General features: G+C 48.6%; 13 protein-coding genes and 1 pseudogene. 8 read left to right on the forward strand and 6 right to left on the reverse strand.

The features are described 5' to 3' along the window. Positions 1-85: 85 nt before the first annotated feature. Entirely contained in the window at positions 86-1,375 is a 1,290-nt protein-coding gene (locus B5P39_RS09055) for an NAD(P)/FAD-dependent oxidoreductase (RefSeq protein WP_088211266.1), read from the reverse strand. A 283-nt stretch (positions 1,376-1,658) separates the two neighbouring features. On the opposite strand from B5P39_RS09055, the gene B5P39_RS09060 reads away from it, so the two are divergent. From B5P39_RS09060 to B5P39_RS09070, 4 genes and pseudogenes are all read left to right on the forward strand, one after another. Further along, the gene (locus B5P39_RS09060; protein WP_088211267.1) at positions 1,659-2,309 is read left to right on the forward strand and encodes a DUF938 domain-containing protein; all 651 of its coding nucleotides are present in this window, start codon (positions 1,659-1,661) and stop codon (positions 2,307-2,309) included. A gap of 132 nt (positions 2,310-2,441) precedes the next feature. After that, positions 2,442-2,828 (forward strand): annotated as a pseudogene (locus tag B5P39_RS24895) (LexA family protein); the annotation flags it as partial. Beyond that, complete coding sequence (locus B5P39_RS24900; RefSeq protein WP_254915755.1) at positions 2,805-3,221, forward strand: LexA family protein; 417 nt, start codon at positions 2,805-2,807, stop codon at positions 3,219-3,221. The pseudogene B5P39_RS24895 and the gene B5P39_RS24900, both read left to right, overlap by 24 nt. After that, a complete protein-coding gene (locus B5P39_RS09070) occupies positions 3,209-4,465 on the forward strand; it encodes a Y-family DNA polymerase (RefSeq protein ID WP_088211269.1) in 1,257 nt (418 codons plus the stop codon). The genes B5P39_RS24900 and B5P39_RS09070 overlap by 13 nt, the downstream gene beginning before the upstream one ends. A gap of 210 nt (positions 4,466-4,675) precedes the next feature. Here the strand turns inward: B5P39_RS09070 and B5P39_RS09075 are convergent, their stop codons facing one another. From B5P39_RS09075 to B5P39_RS09090, 4 genes are all read right to left on the reverse strand, one after another. Further along, on the reverse strand, positions 4,676-5,611 hold the full coding sequence (locus tag B5P39_RS09075; protein ID WP_088211270.1) for a M14 family metallopeptidase: 936 nt from the start codon (positions 5,609-5,611) through the stop codon (positions 4,676-4,678). 55 nt (positions 5,612-5,666) lie between these two features. Beyond that, on the reverse strand, positions 5,667-6,125 hold the full coding sequence (locus B5P39_RS09080) for a GNAT family N-acetyltransferase (RefSeq protein WP_088211271.1): 459 nt from the start codon (positions 6,123-6,125) through the stop codon (positions 5,667-5,669). 137 nt (positions 6,126-6,262) lie between these two features. Then, on the reverse strand, positions 6,263-8,314 hold the full coding sequence (locus B5P39_RS09085) for a S9 family peptidase (protein WP_176399897.1): 2,052 nt from the start codon (positions 8,312-8,314) through the stop codon (positions 6,263-6,265). Positions 8,315-8,588: 274 nt separating this feature from the next. Continuing rightward, positions 8,589-10,133 (reverse strand): fumarate hydratase, encoded by a 1,545-nt coding sequence (locus B5P39_RS09090; RefSeq protein WP_088211273.1) that lies wholly within the window; start codon positions 10,131-10,133, stop codon positions 8,589-8,591. A gap of 121 nt (positions 10,134-10,254) precedes the next feature. Between B5P39_RS09090 and pabB the strand changes: the two genes are divergently transcribed. Next, positions 10,255-11,658, forward strand: a complete 1,404-nt coding sequence (gene pabB / locus B5P39_RS09095) for an aminodeoxychorismate synthase component I (protein ID WP_088211274.1) — start codon at positions 10,255-10,257, stop codon at positions 11,656-11,658. 25 nt (positions 11,659-11,683) lie between these two features. Further along, positions 11,684-12,271, forward strand: coding sequence for a CoA pyrophosphatase (locus B5P39_RS09100; protein ID WP_088211275.1), 588 nt, complete (start codon positions 11,684-11,686; stop codon positions 12,269-12,271). Between the two features lie 24 nt (positions 12,272-12,295). On the opposite strand, the gene B5P39_RS09105 is transcribed toward B5P39_RS09100, so the two are convergent. Continuing rightward, on the reverse strand, positions 12,296-12,631 hold the full coding sequence (locus B5P39_RS09105; RefSeq protein ID WP_088211276.1) for a hypothetical protein: 336 nt from the start codon (positions 12,629-12,631) through the stop codon (positions 12,296-12,298). Positions 12,632-12,782: 151 nt separating this feature from the next. Between B5P39_RS09105 and asnS the strand changes: the two genes are divergently transcribed. Both asnS and B5P39_RS09115 read left to right on the forward strand, forming a co-directional pair. Next, entirely contained in the window at positions 12,783-14,183 is a 1,401-nt protein-coding gene (asnS, locus tag B5P39_RS09110) for an asparagine--tRNA ligase (RefSeq protein ID WP_088211277.1), read from the forward strand. 263 nt (positions 14,184-14,446) lie between these two features. Further along, complete coding sequence (locus B5P39_RS09115) at positions 14,447-15,457, forward strand: D-alanine--D-alanine ligase (RefSeq protein ID WP_088211278.1); 1,011 nt, start codon at positions 14,447-14,449, stop codon at positions 15,455-15,457. The last annotated feature ends 39 nt before the right edge of the window (positions 15,458-15,496 follow it).

The following is a 15,496-nucleotide window of genomic DNA, read 5'->3' on the forward strand; positions in this document are numbered from 1 at the left end:
GCGAGTTCATCGCGGCGACCCAGAGTAATAAATCATCCAATTTTAGTAGCAATAACGCCGCTGAGTTTGATGGATTACACGCTATTTAGCGCCAGTTCTCCCTCAGGGTGTAATACAACATCCCTAGGGCAAGGGCCTGATTACCAAACCATTCATTCAATGGGATACGGATATGACGCATCGCGGAGAAGAGATCGAACTCGCGCATTTGCCCATCGATCGCCTGCCCCATGATCTCTGCCATAATATGAGAAGTCGCGACACCATGACCCGAATATCCCTGACAATAGAAGATATTCGGCGCTATCTTGCCCAATTGGGGAATACGGTTAATCACTATCCCCGCCATGCCAGCCCAGGCAAATTCAATGTCAACGCCCTTTAACTGGGGGAAAGTGCGTTCAATCGCCGGACGCAGCTCGGCGGCAACGTTTTTAGGATCGCGGCCGCTGTAATTGGTACCACCGCCAAACATCAACCGGTTATCGGCGGTTAAGCGGTAATAATCCAGTACGAAGCGGCAATCATACACGGCTAAATCCTGCGGATTGAGTTGCTTAGCCAGCTCTGGCGGCAATTGTACCGTCGCGCAATTGCCAAGTGAGGCGGGAAATAACATGCCCCGCAGCTGTGGTCGGCCCAATTTGTGATAGGCATTACCGGCGATAAGCACACTATTTGCTTTCACCCTACCCTTTGGCGTGACTACAGTTGCCAGCTCTCCTTGCTGTATATCCAGCACCTGCGAATGTTCAAAAATTTTGGCGCCCAAAGAGGCCGCAGCTCGCGCTTCACCAAGACATAAATTCACCGAATGCAGATGCATATTACGCCGATTAACCAACCCGCCGTGATACAAGGGCGAAGCTAAGTAGGTGGGCATCTCCTGCGCAGACACTAAGGTCATAAATTCCCCCATGCCACGACGATTGGCTTCATCGAACATTTGCTGTAACTCGCCCAGATGTGCGGGGCGATACGCCGTCTGGATATGGCCAAATTTTAAGTCACAATCAATGTCATACTTCGCCACTCGGTTTTTAATAATATCGTGGCCGCGCCAGCGCAGGTTCCACACATAATCCTCGGCCTCCTGACCAAGCAGACACCGCAATTGCTTGGTCATGGCGGCATCGCCGGACAAACTTCCTGTCACTTGACCACCATTGCGGCCTGTGGCGCCCCAGGCAATTTTATTTGCCTCTAATAATGCGACTTTGTAGCCTTTTTCAGACAATTCTACCGCCGTCGCTACACCGGTAAACCCGCCGCCAATAATGGCCACATCGACCCGAACATCACCTTCAAGTTGTGGATAATCAGACTCTTGTTTGATGGTAGCATTGTAATAAGAGGCGCAGCGTGTGGCAGACATAGGGATCCTTTGAACAGATTTGAGTTATTTTTGTTTTATATTTTTTACATTTGTTCAGAATTTTTGAGTATATCGAAGCCAATATCTGGGTCAATAGAAGATTGTAGGAACGAAATGAAACTCAACCCGTGCACCCATCCAGAAACGTGCTTATCAATAGAATTCACCGCCGCATTGGCTTAAGCTAGAGACCATTACAACCACGAGGGCTGACAGGTACAACGCAATATCTGTAGGACAAACATTCTGTCCGCCCCTCGCAAGGAAAAATTTAGGACATACCATGTTTCAGGATCCTCAAACGCCGCCTAGCTTGCTGCCCTTTTCTCAAGCCTGTGAAAATAACAAAGCGCCCATACTCGCCGTGCTAGAAACCGCCTTTGCCAGTGCCAAACAGGTGCTTGAAATTGGCAGCGGCACCGGACAACACGCGGTCTACTTTGCTGAAAATCTGCCTCAGCTTTTTTGGCAAACCAGCGACCAAACCGATTACCTTGAAGGTATTAGCGCAAGATGCAGCCAACAAGGGCATCAAAAAGGCATCAACAACCTCGGCTTGCCCTTCGCACTCGATGTCACCCAGCCTTGGCCCATCGATGACATCCGTATCGACGCCGTGTTCAGTGCCAATACCCTGCACATTATGAGTCAAACCATGGTTGAAGCCTTCTTTGCTGGCTTGGGCCAATATTTGCCACAACTCAAGACTCTCTGTATTTACGGCCCTTTTAACTACCAAGGCCAGTTTACTAGCGACAGCAATCGTCAATTTGATCAGTATTTAAAACAAAGAGATAGTGAGAGTGGGATTCGGGACATAGAACGGATTATTCAGCTCGCCCAAGCGCAAGGCATCACACTGATTGCAGATACCGCCATGCCAGCCAATAATCGGCTGCTGCATTTTTCAAAACGCACCACTGATTCATACTAAGTAAAAAACTAACTTAATCATGTGGTTAATCTGTACTAACTGACTAGCAAGCCAATTTAACACTCAGTCCCATTTGCGAATAGAACAATGCTCGCTACAATTACTGTATTTATATACAGTAATTATATTGCTATGCGTGTTTACCCTATTATTCCTTGGCCCGCTCACGCGGGAATTAGCGGCTTTGAAAGCCCAGCAGCAGAATATACTCAGCTTGGATTGTGTCTTGATGATTTACTCGTATTGCACCCCAGTGCAACACGGCTTTGCATCGCTCAAGGCGATTCGATGAAAGGTGTCGGCATATTCGATGGCGATCTGCTGGTCATCGATCGCCATGTTAAACCTCACACAGGGTGTGTGATTTATGGCCAACTCAATGGCGAGTTCATCTGCAAAATCTATGATGAAAAACAGAGAATGCTGCTCTCTTCCCATGAAAACTGCCAAGCCATAGTGATACACGATTACGATGATTTTTGCATTGAAGGAGTCGTGATCCGAACCTTGAGGCAACATTTCTATCTCAATGATTCTATTAATATTGCTTCAGACTATTCTGAGCTTAGGACAAACCTGGATGATCTATTGGTATTACACCCTTGCGCAACCTGGTTTGGTGTCGCCCAAGGGGACTCCATGCAAGATGAAGGGATATATGATGGAGATATATTAATTATTGACCGACAAGTTAACGCATTACAGGGAGCCGTTATCGTTGCCCAGCTCAATGGCGAGTTTATCTGCAAAATTTTTGATAAAAAACGCAGGATGTTACTGTCTGCTAATCCGCAATACCATGCCGTGCCGATACGAGATTGCGACACTTTTAGTGTTGAAGGAATCGTTATTCGCTCGGTTAGAATGCATTTTAAATCTTCATTACAGGGCTTATGGTCATGTACGCCTTAGTCGATGCCAACTCGTTTTATTGCTCCGCTGAGCAAGTGTTCCGCCCCGATTGGCGCGGCAAACCGATTATCGTACTAAGCAATAACGATGGCTGTATCGTGGCTGCCAACCGTCAGGCCAGAGAACTCGGCATCCCCAAATTTGCGCCGTATTTTCATGTCAAAGAACAATGCGCCAAACTAGGGGTAATAGTGTGTTCTAGCAACTACGAGCTGTATGCCGATTTGTCGGCAAAAATGATGGAAATCATCGGCCGCTTCGCTCCCGACCAACATATTTACTCCATTGATGAATCATTTTTATCCTTCAAGCACTGCCACACCAGCATCCCCTGCTTAAAAACACACGGCCTGCGCATCCGCCAAACCGTTTGGAAAGAAGCGCGCATCCCCGTTTGCGTTGGCATAGGTGCAACACTCACACTGGCTAAAATCGCTAATCATGCCGCTAAAAAATTACCCGGCTATCATGGTGTTTGCCTGATAGATAATGAACCTCAACGAATTGAAATTCTTAAACAACTCTTAGTCAGTGATGTATGGGGTATTGGGCGCCGCCTCAGCAAAAAACTGGTGAGTATGGGCATTCACACCGCTTACGATCTGGCACAAATGCCAACAGGTCTTGCTCGCAAGCAATTCAGCATAGAGATAGAGCGAACCGTCCGAGAGCTTAATGGCACAGCCTGTAAACAATGGGAGCACACACGGGCAGATAAACAACAGATATTTTCCACTCGCTCCGTGGGTGAGCGCATCATGGATTTTGAGGCGTTACTACAAGCATTGAGCAAACACGTTGGGATTGCAGCGGCAAAAGCCAGAGCGCAGGGTTCATGCTGCAAATCGATGCTGATTTTTGCCAATAACTCCCCTTACGATGAACAACCCGTTGGTTTTAAATCCCTTATCCATTTCCCCACTGCAACCAATTGCACCATTGAGATGACGCAAGCAGCGTCTTTAGCAGCACCAAGATTATTTCGACCAGGAGTTAAGTACTACAAGATAGGAATAGGCCTGATAAATCTCGAACAAAATAGGTATCAACAACTCGATTTGTTCAATTTATCTAAAACTAAACCCACACTAATGAACGCATTTGATGGAATAAATGCCCGTTATGGGCGAGATACCTTATTTTTAGCCGCACAAGGCATAGAACAGAAATGGGCAATGCGCCGCGCATTACTCACACCACAATACACGACGCTGTGGGGTGGCATACCTAGAGTAAAATGCTAGCCGTTCATTGCAAGAACTGGAGTGACCTAAATTTTGCCCAAAACAACAGAATAAATTAGTAAAAACCGATGCTATTACATAAATATGGAAGGGCGTTGGCAATAAAAAGCCCTCGTTTGAGGGCTTTTATCATTTTAACTTAAGCAAAATCAATTGCTCGCGTCTTGAAAAGCGTTACGGCTGTTCAGGCTTAGTTTCAAACAAACTCAATTAGCTCAACGCTAATACATAATCGATGGCACTGGTGATTGCCGCGACTTGGGCTAGGTTGCACTCTGCGGGTGTGGCCGATGGGCTGTCTGGATACACTTCGGTGGTGGTGTTATAAATACAGCCCGTCACACTGCTGCATAAACCTAGCGCTTTCAACGGGTAGTTGATCACTCCGTGTTGCACCACAGTTGAGCCAATAATCTCGCCCTTGTCATCGGCGGGCGCGATGTGAGTCACTTTACTCACCCCATCGATAATCGCCTTTTGGAAGGCATCCTGCGGATTTTCGGTATCACCTACGGCATAAAAACCATCTGGAATGGTGCCGGGGATAAAGTCTTTGCCGTCACGCGCGGCCAAGGCTGGACGAAATTCGTCTTCATCCGAGTCGGTGGTTTCATGTAAATCCACATGCACATCAAAACCTTGTGGAACGCTTGCCACCAGTGCCATCAGTACTGCCGACTCTTCAGCGGGACTATTGGCATAAAACGAGCGGTTGGGATCGATAGCTTTCGGATTCCAGCGATTAATGGTCTCATATCCCCAAGGGCTCACGCATACTGCCACCACTAGGTTTACCCGCTTCGCATAATGAGCCGCGTTGTTAGCCAAAAAGGCCAAGGCGCCATGCACGCCACTGGTTTCATAGCCGTGTACGCCACCTGTGACTAAGACGGTTTTCTTGTTCGGATCGAAGCTTGCTGATTTGACCGCAAACAAGGGATAACGCACAGGATCAATTGATAAGGCGCCATATTGCACCACGCTCAGCCCTAATTCGGCCAGTTGTGACTCCATCGCTTTTAGTGGCGTGACAACATTGTCTTGGTAAGAACGCTTAATTTGCGTGCTAGCAAACCATGCCGCCTTTTCGGCATCGCCCCATTTTTCACCGACTGTCCCGATTGGGTAAAAACTCACATTCGCCATAGGTTCTCTTCTTCTGATTTTATGTTTTGGTCTTATGGTTAAAGATCGTTATAGATCAAAGCACGAGTTGCATTGGAATATCGCGGATCCCACCGCGCTCGCGAATATCGCTTTGCGCAATAAAGCCAAAGCGCTGATAGACTGGCAGCGCATTCACCGCAGAATTGACGGTAAAAGTGCCGGGATTCCCCTTGGCTAGACACTCAGCTTTGGCAAGCTCCCACAGCTGAAGCGAAAGACCTTGCCCCTTGGCGATATCCGCCACAAATAAATGATAAAGATGACTGTTATCCTTCATCCCCACCACCCCAACGAGTTCGCCAGCCTCATTCACTGCAACATGATATTGATAACCTGAGGCAAAATAATGCGCCACCGATTCCACCGACATGGCTTTGACTAAGGTTTCAGCGCCCACATCTGTACACGTGGGAGCGATATAAACTCGTGTAAGCAGCGTAATTAACGCGCTTATCGACTCAATATCTGCTGTAGTCGCCGCTCTGATCTGCATCTTCATTCCTTGATAAGTCCAGTGTTTAATTGGCTACGATTAACAATCCTAGTATTAAAAAGCCAGAACAGGGTTCTGGCTTTGGCAACAAGTTAAAGGGACTTAATACCCAGTGGATTTAAGTCCATCATCTTCGATTACTTTTTCGTCCAGCTATCCATCCAACGGAACACGTTCGCGTACCATTGTTCTAGGTTTTCTGGCTTTAAGATCCAGTGGTTTTCATCAGGGAAAATTAACAGCTCTGATGGAATACCCTTACGCTGCATATAGCTGAATGAGGCTAAACCTTGGCCATAAGGCACACGGAAGTCCTTCTCACCATGGATAACCAGCATTGGCGTCTTCCAGTTTTCCACATAGTTTACTGGGTTAAACTTCTCATATAACGCTTTGTTATCTGAGTAAGTGCCGCCAAACTCATGCTCTGGGAACCACACTTCTTCGGTCACATAGTACATGGAGCGCATATCGAATAGACCCGCGTGGTTAACGAGGCACTTAAAGCCATCGTTCCAGTTGCCTTGGATCCAGTTCATCATGTAGCCGCCGTAAGAGCCACCCAAGGCACAGGCATTTTGTGGATCGAGCCATTTTTGTTGCTGGCTCACCGCAGCCAGACCCTTTTGTAAGTCCTCTAATGGCTTACCGCCCCAATCTTGGCTGATAGAATCGGTAAAGGCTTGGCCGTAACCGGTTGAACCATGGAAGTCCACCATCACAACGCCATAACCCGCGCCTGCCCATAACTGAGCATTCCAACGACCACTGAAGGCGTTACCAAATGAACCTTGTGGACCACCGTGGACTAAGTATGCAATCGGGTACTTTTTGCCTTCTTGGTAGTTAGCAGGTTTGATCCAGTAACCGTAAACATCTTCGTTATTCCAACCCTTAAAGCTAAATTGTTGGAATTCACCGAATTTGATTTCGGCCAGCTTGTCTTTGTTGACTTCAGTCAGACGCTTCAGGCCTTGGCCGTCGGTGTTGATGCGGTACAGATCGCCCGGCTCAACTAAGGTTTTGCTGTCGAAGATCAGTTGATCGTCGGCGATCGCAATCAGGCTATTGCTGCCGTCGCTGTAGACAGACTGCACATCACCAAACTGAGTATTCACTTTGAAAATAGACACTTGACCAATGTCCTGCGCCGTCACATACAGAGTACGGTTGTCCGGTGCAAACATCAGCGAGCTTGGGCTTCTGTCCCACAGCGGTGCCACTTCCTTCGACTGTCCAGTGCTGGTATCACGCAGCATAATGCGGTAACGGTCAGCTTCGAAGCCGGGTTTAGTCATCGCGAGGTACGTCATATAACGGCCATCGCTTGAGAATGTTGGCTGGGCGTCCCAAGCGATGTTATCGGCAGTTAAGTTAGTGGCCTTACCACCGTTCACACTCACCTGCCACAGATCGTAGTTTGTGGTCCAAGCTTGATCTTTACTTGGCGCTTTCGCGCTGTACACCACATATTTACCGTCTGGCGTGAAAGTCACTTCTTCCATGCCTGAGAATGGCTTAGGTGGGGTTTCTGTGTCTAAACCTTGGGTGATATCCACCACTTTGGTCAGCTTCTCGCCGTTAAGGGCACCCACGAATAAATGGTTACGGGCATGGTCTTCCCAGGTATCCCAGTGACGCACCATCAACTGCTTGTATTCACGGCCCGTCGATTTACGCTCTTCTTCGGCCTTAAATTTGTCTTTCGAACAAGCTAAGTCTTTACACTCTGGGAAGACGCGCATGCTGAGCACGATTTGCTTGCCATCGTTAGAGAGTTTGTAACCATCGATATCCAATGGCAGATCAGAAACTTGCTGCGCTTCGCCGCCCGTTAATGGCAGTTGGAACAGTTGGCTTGAACCGCTGCGGCTGGCGAGGAAATAAATCGATTTGTCATCGTTTGCGAAGCTGACATCGTGCTCAGTACCCGCAGCCGAGGTGATCTGCATCGGTTTAGCATCCGCTTGCGTCAGATCGAGAAGATATAAATCTGAGCTCGCCTCTCCCTTGTCATTAACGGTTTTCAGGCCGTAGACCAATTTTGTGCCATCATGGGACACCGCGGCCGAATGCAATTTGTTGAGTTTAACCAGCTGTTGCACAGTAAAAGGCTTAGGATCGGCCGCGTGGGCAGAGCAGGCCAAACCTGCCGCGCCAAGCGCCAATAGGAGAGGAGCTATTTTCATTGTTATATCCATCTTTTGTTAAACACATTCGGTAGTTGTACCGAATGAACGGTCAAAACGATCATCAATCGTCTTTGTGAAGATAAGTTTGCCACACTAACGAAACAAAAACGCTCAAGCAAGCCAAAAGGCGTACTTGAGCGTATTTTTTTGTGACAAATTGTCAGTCAGCATCGAATGGTGTCATTGAGTACCACTCGCCGCCCTTTCCCGCTCAAACCCCGCTTAAAAAAGCGACATTTTTGCAAGAAGGACATTCGCTTAGGCCATTTGCTTAAGCTTTGGCGTTAGCGATATTTACTTTCCAAATCGCAGGGCCAGTTTCATGGGCATTCACGCCGTTTGAGTCTACCGCCACAGTCACTGGCATATCTTCAACGTCAAACTCGTAAATTGCTTCCATACCTAAATCGGCAAAGGCTACTACGCGGGATTTCTTAATGGCTTTCGACACTAAGTAAGCCGCGCCGCCCACAGCCATCAGGTACACAGCTTTGTGTTTCTTGATAGATTCAACGGTTGCTGGACCACGCTCAGCCTTACCAATCATGCCCATCAGGCCAGTTTTATCCAGCATCAGGTCAGTGAACTTGTCCATACGGGTTGCAGTTGTCGGGCCAGCAGGACCTACAACTTCGTTACCGACTGGGTCAACAGGGCCCACGTAGTAGATAAACTTGCCAGTAAAGTCCACACCTTCTGGTAAACCTTCACCGCTTTCAATCAGGCTTTGGATACGTTTATGGGCAGCATCACGGCCGGTAAGCATTTTACCGCTTAACAGAATGGTTTCACCGCTCTTCCACTGCTCGATATCAGCTTGTGTGACTGTATCTAAGTTAACGCGGCGCACATCGCTGCCCACTTCGCGGGTGATTTCTGGCCAGTAGCTCAGTGAAGGAGGCGCAAGATCCGCAGGGCCAGTACCATCTAAATGGAAGTGTACGTGACGAGTTGCGGCGCAGTTCGGGATCATGACTACAGGTTTTGATGCTGCATGAGTCGGCGCTGATTTGATTTTCACGTCTAACACTGTGGTTAAACCGCCAAGGCCCTGCGCACCAATACCGAGGTTGTTAGCACGCTCAAAAATGTCTAAACGCAGTTTTTCTTCGCTGGTTTCTGCGCCGCGCGCCATTAACTCATGGATATCCACGCTTTCCATCAGCGCTTCTTTCGCCAGTACGGCCGCTTTTTCAGCGGTGCCGCCAATACCGATACCGAGCATACCTGGAGGACACCAGCCTGCGCCCATGGTTGGCAGCGTTTTTTCAACCCAAGCGGCGATATCGTCAGATGGGTTTAACATCACCATCTTGGCTTTGTTTTCACTGCCGCCGCCTTTGGCAGCAATAGCCACTTCCACATGGTTGCCTGGCACCATATCGATATGCACCACGGATGGCGTGTTGTCTTTGGTGTTTTTACGGCTACCGGCAGGGTCGGCCACAATCGATGCACGCAATGGGTTATCTGGGTTGGTATAAGCACGACGCACACCTTCATCGACCATTTGCTGCACGGTCATATCGGTTTTGTCCCACTTAACCCCCATACCAATCTTAACGAAGGTGGTCACGATACCCGTGTCTTGGCACAGAGGGCGTTTACCTTCGGCAGACATACGCGAGTTAATCAAAATTTGCGCAATCGCATCCTTCGCCGCCGCACTTTGCTCACGCTCATAAGCTTCGCTCATGGCATCAACAAAATCTTTTGGGTGGTAATAGGAGATGTATTGCAGGGCATCGGCCACACTTTCAATAAAGTCGGCTTGTTTAATCACTACATTTTCAGACGTTTCATGGTGAGATGACATAGTAGGTGCGCTCCAGCAGCCTTTAGGGCCTTACTTGTTTTTTGTGTAATTCTTTCTGGGCCAATATGATACTCTTTCCCATCTTTTTGGGCTACATCACATTTTTAGATAGGGTTAATTGATGGCAAATAGGGCGGCATTACCGCTGGCAGTACGCCAACTTGACTGGACTTTCAGCACAGCAGCAATCTTCGAACACTTTGCGGCAGAATCTTGGGCCATATTGCTCGACTCGGCCAATGCGCCCCATCAGGACGCTAAATTCGATATGATTTGCGCAGGTCCCATCGCCACCCTCATCACCCAAGGCGAGCTCACTGACATTCGAGTTCATCTGCCTGAATTAGCCGAGCCGCCTCACCTCAGCCCGCAGGATGACCCTTTTACGCTGGTTAATTTGCTGCTGCGTCATTGGTATCCGCAATCCTTTAGCTGCAATTTGCCCTTCAGTGGCGGCGCCATGGGCAGCTTTAGTTATGATTTAGGCCGCCGAATTGAACAGCTCCCCAGTACTGCGGCGCAGGATATTCACCTCGGCGAGATGAATATTGGCTTTTACGACTGGGCATTGATTTTCGATTATCAGCAGCAAAGCTGGTTTATGGTGCACTATTTAGGGGATGCCGCGCTCGATGTTCAATTGAAAATCATTGAAGCAAAAATAGCCGACACCACCAAACAGGCTGAGTTTCGCCTCACCAGCCCTTGGTCGGCGCAGCTCACCAAAGCCCAGTACACCTCAAAATTTAATCAAGTACAGGCGTATCTGCATAGCGGTGATTGCTATCAAATTAATTTAACCCAGCGCTTTGAAGCTGAGTATCAAGGCGATGAATGGCGTGCTTACTGCAAGCTACGAAGTGCCAATCAAGCGCCCTTCTCCGCCTTTATGCGACTGGATGACAATGCGATTTTATCGATTTCGCCCGAGCGCTTTATTCAGCTTCGCGGTGACGACATTCAAACCAAACCGATTAAAGGCACTCTACCGCGCCATAGCGACCCAGCGCTAGATAAACAAGCGGCGCAAGCTCTCGCCCATTCGCCCAAGGATCGCGCCGAAAACGTGATGATTGTGGATTTGCTGCGTAACGACATCGGCAAAGTCGCAGCGCCCGGTACTGTGCAAGTGCCACATTTGTTTGCTGTCGAAAGCTTTCCGGCGGTGCACCATTTAGTCAGTACCGTTACCGCCAAGCTCGACCCACAATACCATGCCTGTGACTTGCTGCGGGCGGCCTTTCCCGGCGGTTCGATTACCGGTGCGCCTAAAATCCGCGCCATGGAAATTATTGAAGAACTGGAACCCTCACGCCGCAGTCTGTATTGTGGCTCCATGGGTTATATCAGCCAAGATGGACAAATGGACAGCAGTATCACCATACGCACGCTAGTGGCTGAACAAGGTAAGCTCTATTGCTGGGCGGGCGGCGGCATAGTCGCCGACTCGAATGTCGATGCCGAGTACCAAGAAAGCTTCGATAAGATTAGCCGCATCTTACCCTTACTCGATAGCCCTCAATAAGCGTCAGCACACGAATAGGAAGCCTATGGATCAAGCGGAATTTAGACTCAGATTTAATCTGCATCCTTTAGCCACGCAAGATCCGGCGGCTATCCCTCACCTTGGGTTACGTAAAGCCGCGGTACTCATCCCCTTGCAGGAAATCCAAGGCGAGCTCAATCTGATTTTAACCCAAAGACCGATGCACCTTAGGGCGCACCCAGGGCAAATTAGTTTTCCCGGCGGCAAGATTGAACCCAGTGACAGCAGCGCCATTACGGCCGCACTTAGGGAAGCGGAAGAAGAAATTGGCCTTTGCCGGGAAAATGTTGAAGTGATAGGCACCTTCCCCGCCCATAACACCTTTACCGGTTTTGAAATCACTCCTGTCGTAGGCATGATTAAGCAGGATTTTTCCTTAAGGCTCGATCCCGGCGAAGTCGCCGACTGTTTTACCGTGCCTTTAAGCTTTTTTATCGAGCCGCAAAATCGCCACCGCAAACAGTTTTTACGCCAAGGGCGTTATTACAGCGTACATTTTATTCCCTATCAGCAGCGTTTTATCTGGGGCGCAACGGCGGCGATTATCGATCACCTCTGTCGGCATTTGAGTCTGCCCGAGGAGATGCTGTAAACCCGCATTCCCCTTTTGGATAATTCAAATCACAAAATGCACGTATAGACCCGCCGCCAGCGAGGTTAGCAGCAGCAAGGGAATATTAAACCAATAACCGAGTTTGCTGTGGTGGGCGACATAGTAATTAAACGCCAGACTAATCAGGCTTATCGCACCACAGCCCCAGATGATGTATTGCAGTAATTCGGTTTCGCTTGGGTCCCAATAGTGTCTGAAGGTTTCACCGCGACTCAAGTAGGATCCGACCTCTCGTTCGGGGCGAGCCTCGCCAAACACCATCAACGCGTACACCGCCAAGGTCCAGCCCAGAATGGATAATGTGGCGAGGATCATCTGAAATATTTTGACTTTCCGCATACCGCCTCCCAAGTTTTAAGGCACCCTATCACTCAATATTAGTAATATTAACCTCAGGATACCTTTTTCAGCTTGAGAAAAGCCACCAGCAAGGTAATATAAACCTCCAAAAATTTTCATATAAAACGTTTCGTTGGAGAACTAAGCAACAATGAGCATTGCATCGGTCGCTTCTGTATTTAAAGGTGAGCACGCAGTTGGTTCGACAGTCACAGTCCGTGGCTGGGTCAGAACCCGTCGTGACTCTAAAGCTGGCATCTCTTTTTTAGCTGTCTATGACGGCTCCTGCTTTAATCCTATTCAAGGTGTTGTGCCAAATAGCTTAGAAAATTACGACAACGAAGTGTTAAAGCTGACAGCTGGCTGCTCTGTGATCGTAACCGGTGAGATTGTTGAATCTCCTGGCGCTGGCCAAGCCTATGAGCTGCAAGTTACTCACGTTGAAGTAACTGGTTGGGTTGAAGATCCAGACACTTACCCTATGGCGGCTAAGCGTCACTCAATCGAGCATTTACGCGAACTGGCCCACTTACGCCCACGTACCAACATCATTGGTGCCGTTGCCCGCGTACGTAACTGTTTATCTCAAGCGATTCACCGTTTCTACCATGAAAACGGTTTCGTGTGGGTGTCTACACCGCTGATCACCGCATCAGACTGTGAAGGCGCGGGTGAAATGTTCCGTGTCTCCACACTGGATATGGAAAACCTGCCACGCACTAGCGATGGTAAAGTAGATTACGACAAAGACTTCTTCGGTAAAGAGGCGTTCTTAACCGTATCGGGCCAGCTGAACGGCGAAACCTACGCCTGCGCCCTGTCAAAAATCTACACCTTTGGCCCGACTTTCCGTGCTGAAAACTCAAACACCAGCCGCCACTTAGCGGAATTCTGGATGGTTGAGCCAGAAGTCGCTTTCGCCACCTTAAGCGATATCGCCAGCCTTGCTGAAGGCATGCTGAAATACGCCTTCAACGCCGTATTAGCCGAGCGTATGGACGATCTGGAATTCTTCGCCCAGCACGTGGATAAAACCGTGATTGAGCGTCTGCAATCTTTCGTATCGAGTGATTTCGCTCAGGTGGATTACACCGATGCAGTAGACATTCTGCAAAAATGTGGTCGTGAGTTCGAATTCCCAGTGTCTTGGGGTATCGACTTATCCTCTGAGCACGAGCGTTATCTGGCCGAAGAGCACTTCAAAGCCCCTGTGGTGGTGAAGAACTATCCAAAAGATATCAAAGCCTTCTACATGCGCCTTAACGAAGACGGTAAAACCGTTGCCGCGATGGACGTGTTAGCCCCAGGCATAGGTGAAATCATCGGTGGTTCACAACGTGAAGAGCGTTTAGACGTGCTGGATATGCGTTTAGAAGAAATGGATCTGAACAAAGAAGATTACTGGTGGTATCGCGATCTGCGTCGTTACGGCACAGTGCCACACTCAGGTTTCGGTCTGGGCTTCGAGCGTTTAGTGTCTTACGTAACGGGCGTATCGAACATCCGTGATGTGATCCCATTCCCACGCGCGCCACGCACCGCAAACTTCTAATTTGTCCGTTAACAGACAAATCCTTTAAAACGCGCCTCGGCGCGTTTTTTATTGCCCTGTAAAAATGCGTTAAAATTCATCACTCGGTCAAACTCCTTCGCCTGAGTCCTTGCACTTTAGGGGGCAAGAAATCTAAGATGGCTGCGGCTAACTTATGTGCTTAGCGCAGATAACGGCCCTGTTGCAGGAAGTGACGAAGTTGTCGTTAGTAAGCGAGTTGCAAAAGGCAACTCAACAGCATTTTGCTCAATCGAGGAATCATAATGTCAAAAATCAATTTACTTTTGCTGTGCGGCGGTGGAAGTGCGGAACACGATATTTCCCTACTGTCGGCTAATTATTTTGAAACCTCATTAGCAAAATCCGAGCAGTTTAATGTACTGCGCGTGGTACTGGACAAGTTTGGCCAATACCAAACCGCCGCAGGCGATGACTGTGAGCTGACCAATAACCGCGAAATTCGCTTCCGTGATGAAACTAAGTCGCCTTGGCCTGTGGATTATGTCATTCCTTGTATTCACGGCTATCCAGGGGAAACAGGCGACATTCAGTCTTACTTTAATCTTATCCAACTGCCCTACTTTGGTTGCGAATCCGAAGCCAGCAGCAACTGTTTTAACAAGATCACCGCTAAGATGTGGTTCAGCGCCTTAGGCATTCCTAACACACCTTACATCTTCTTAAATCAATACGATGATGAAGCGATTGCCCAAACCCAAGCGGCGCTCGAAAACTGGGGTTCGATTTTCGTCAAGGCCGCATCCCAAGGCTCATCGGTCGGTTGCTATAAAGTCGATGACAGCAGCAAAGTGGCTGACGTGTTAAAAGATGCCTTTGGCTACGCGCCCTATGTGATTGTTGAGAAAACCATTAAGGCCCGTGAGCTGGAAGTCGCGGTCTATGAGTATCAAGGCGAAGTGGTCGCGACGCTGCCGGGCGAAATCATCTGTGATAGCAATACCTTCTACACCTTCGATGAAAAATACGCCAAGAGCAGTAAGGCACGCACCGATGTGGTCGCGCAAAATGTGCCAACTGACATTAGCGAGCAGATCCGCGCCTATGCGATTAAAGCCTTTAAGGGCATGAAGCTGCGCCATCTGTCACGCATCGACTTTTTCTTAACCCAAGATAATGAAATTCTGCTCAACGAAATCAATACCTTCCCGGGTTCGACACCGATTTCGATGTTTCCTAAGATGTTGCAAAACCATGGGCATGATTTTACCGAATACTTAAGTTTAGTGATTAACGGCCAGTTAGCGGCTAAGTGATAGACCGAGTGATAGGCTAAGTAAACTGAAAAGCGCGCC

The organism is Shewanella sp. Shew256 (genome assembly GCF_002196695.1).
Taxonomy (GTDB): Bacteria; Pseudomonadota; Gammaproteobacteria; order Enterobacterales; family Shewanellaceae; genus Shewanella; species Shewanella mangrovisoli.

Excerpts from the sequence above, each read along its gene's own strand:
- B5P39_RS09055 (WP_088211266.1), bottom strand. The coding sequence starts at position 1,375 with ATGTCTGCCACACGCTGCGCCTCTTATTACAATGCTACCATCAAACAA.
- B5P39_RS09060 (WP_088211267.1), top strand. The coding sequence starts at position 1,659 with ATGTTTCAGGATCCTCAAACGCCGCCTAGCTTGCTGCCCTTTTCTCAA.
- B5P39_RS09070 (WP_088211269.1), top strand. The coding sequence starts at position 3,209 with ATGTACGCCTTAGTCGATGCCAACTCGTTTTATTGCTCCGCTGAGCAA.
- B5P39_RS09075 (WP_088211270.1), bottom strand. The coding sequence starts at position 5,611 with ATGGCGAATGTGAGTTTTTACCCAATCGGGACAGTCGGTGAAAAATGG.
- B5P39_RS09080 (WP_088211271.1), bottom strand. The coding sequence starts at position 6,125 with ATGCAGATCAGAGCGGCGACTACAGCAGATATTGAGTCGATAAGCGCG.
- B5P39_RS09085 (WP_176399897.1), bottom strand. The coding sequence starts at position 8,314 with ATGAAAATAGCTCCTCTCCTATTGGCGCTTGGCGCGGCAGGTTTGGCC.
- B5P39_RS09090 (WP_088211273.1), bottom strand. The coding sequence starts at position 10,133 with ATGTCATCTCACCATGAAACGTCTGAAAATGTAGTGATTAAACAAGCC.
- pabB (WP_088211274.1), top strand. The coding sequence starts at position 10,255 with ATGGCAAATAGGGCGGCATTACCGCTGGCAGTACGCCAACTTGACTGG.
- B5P39_RS09100 (WP_088211275.1), top strand. The coding sequence starts at position 11,684 with ATGGATCAAGCGGAATTTAGACTCAGATTTAATCTGCATCCTTTAGCC.
- B5P39_RS09105 (WP_088211276.1), bottom strand. The coding sequence starts at position 12,631 with ATGCGGAAAGTCAAAATATTTCAGATGATCCTCGCCACATTATCCATT.
- asnS (WP_088211277.1), top strand. The coding sequence starts at position 12,783 with ATGAGCATTGCATCGGTCGCTTCTGTATTTAAAGGTGAGCACGCAGTT.
- B5P39_RS09115 (WP_088211278.1), top strand. The coding sequence starts at position 14,447 with ATGTCAAAAATCAATTTACTTTTGCTGTGCGGCGGTGGAAGTGCGGAA.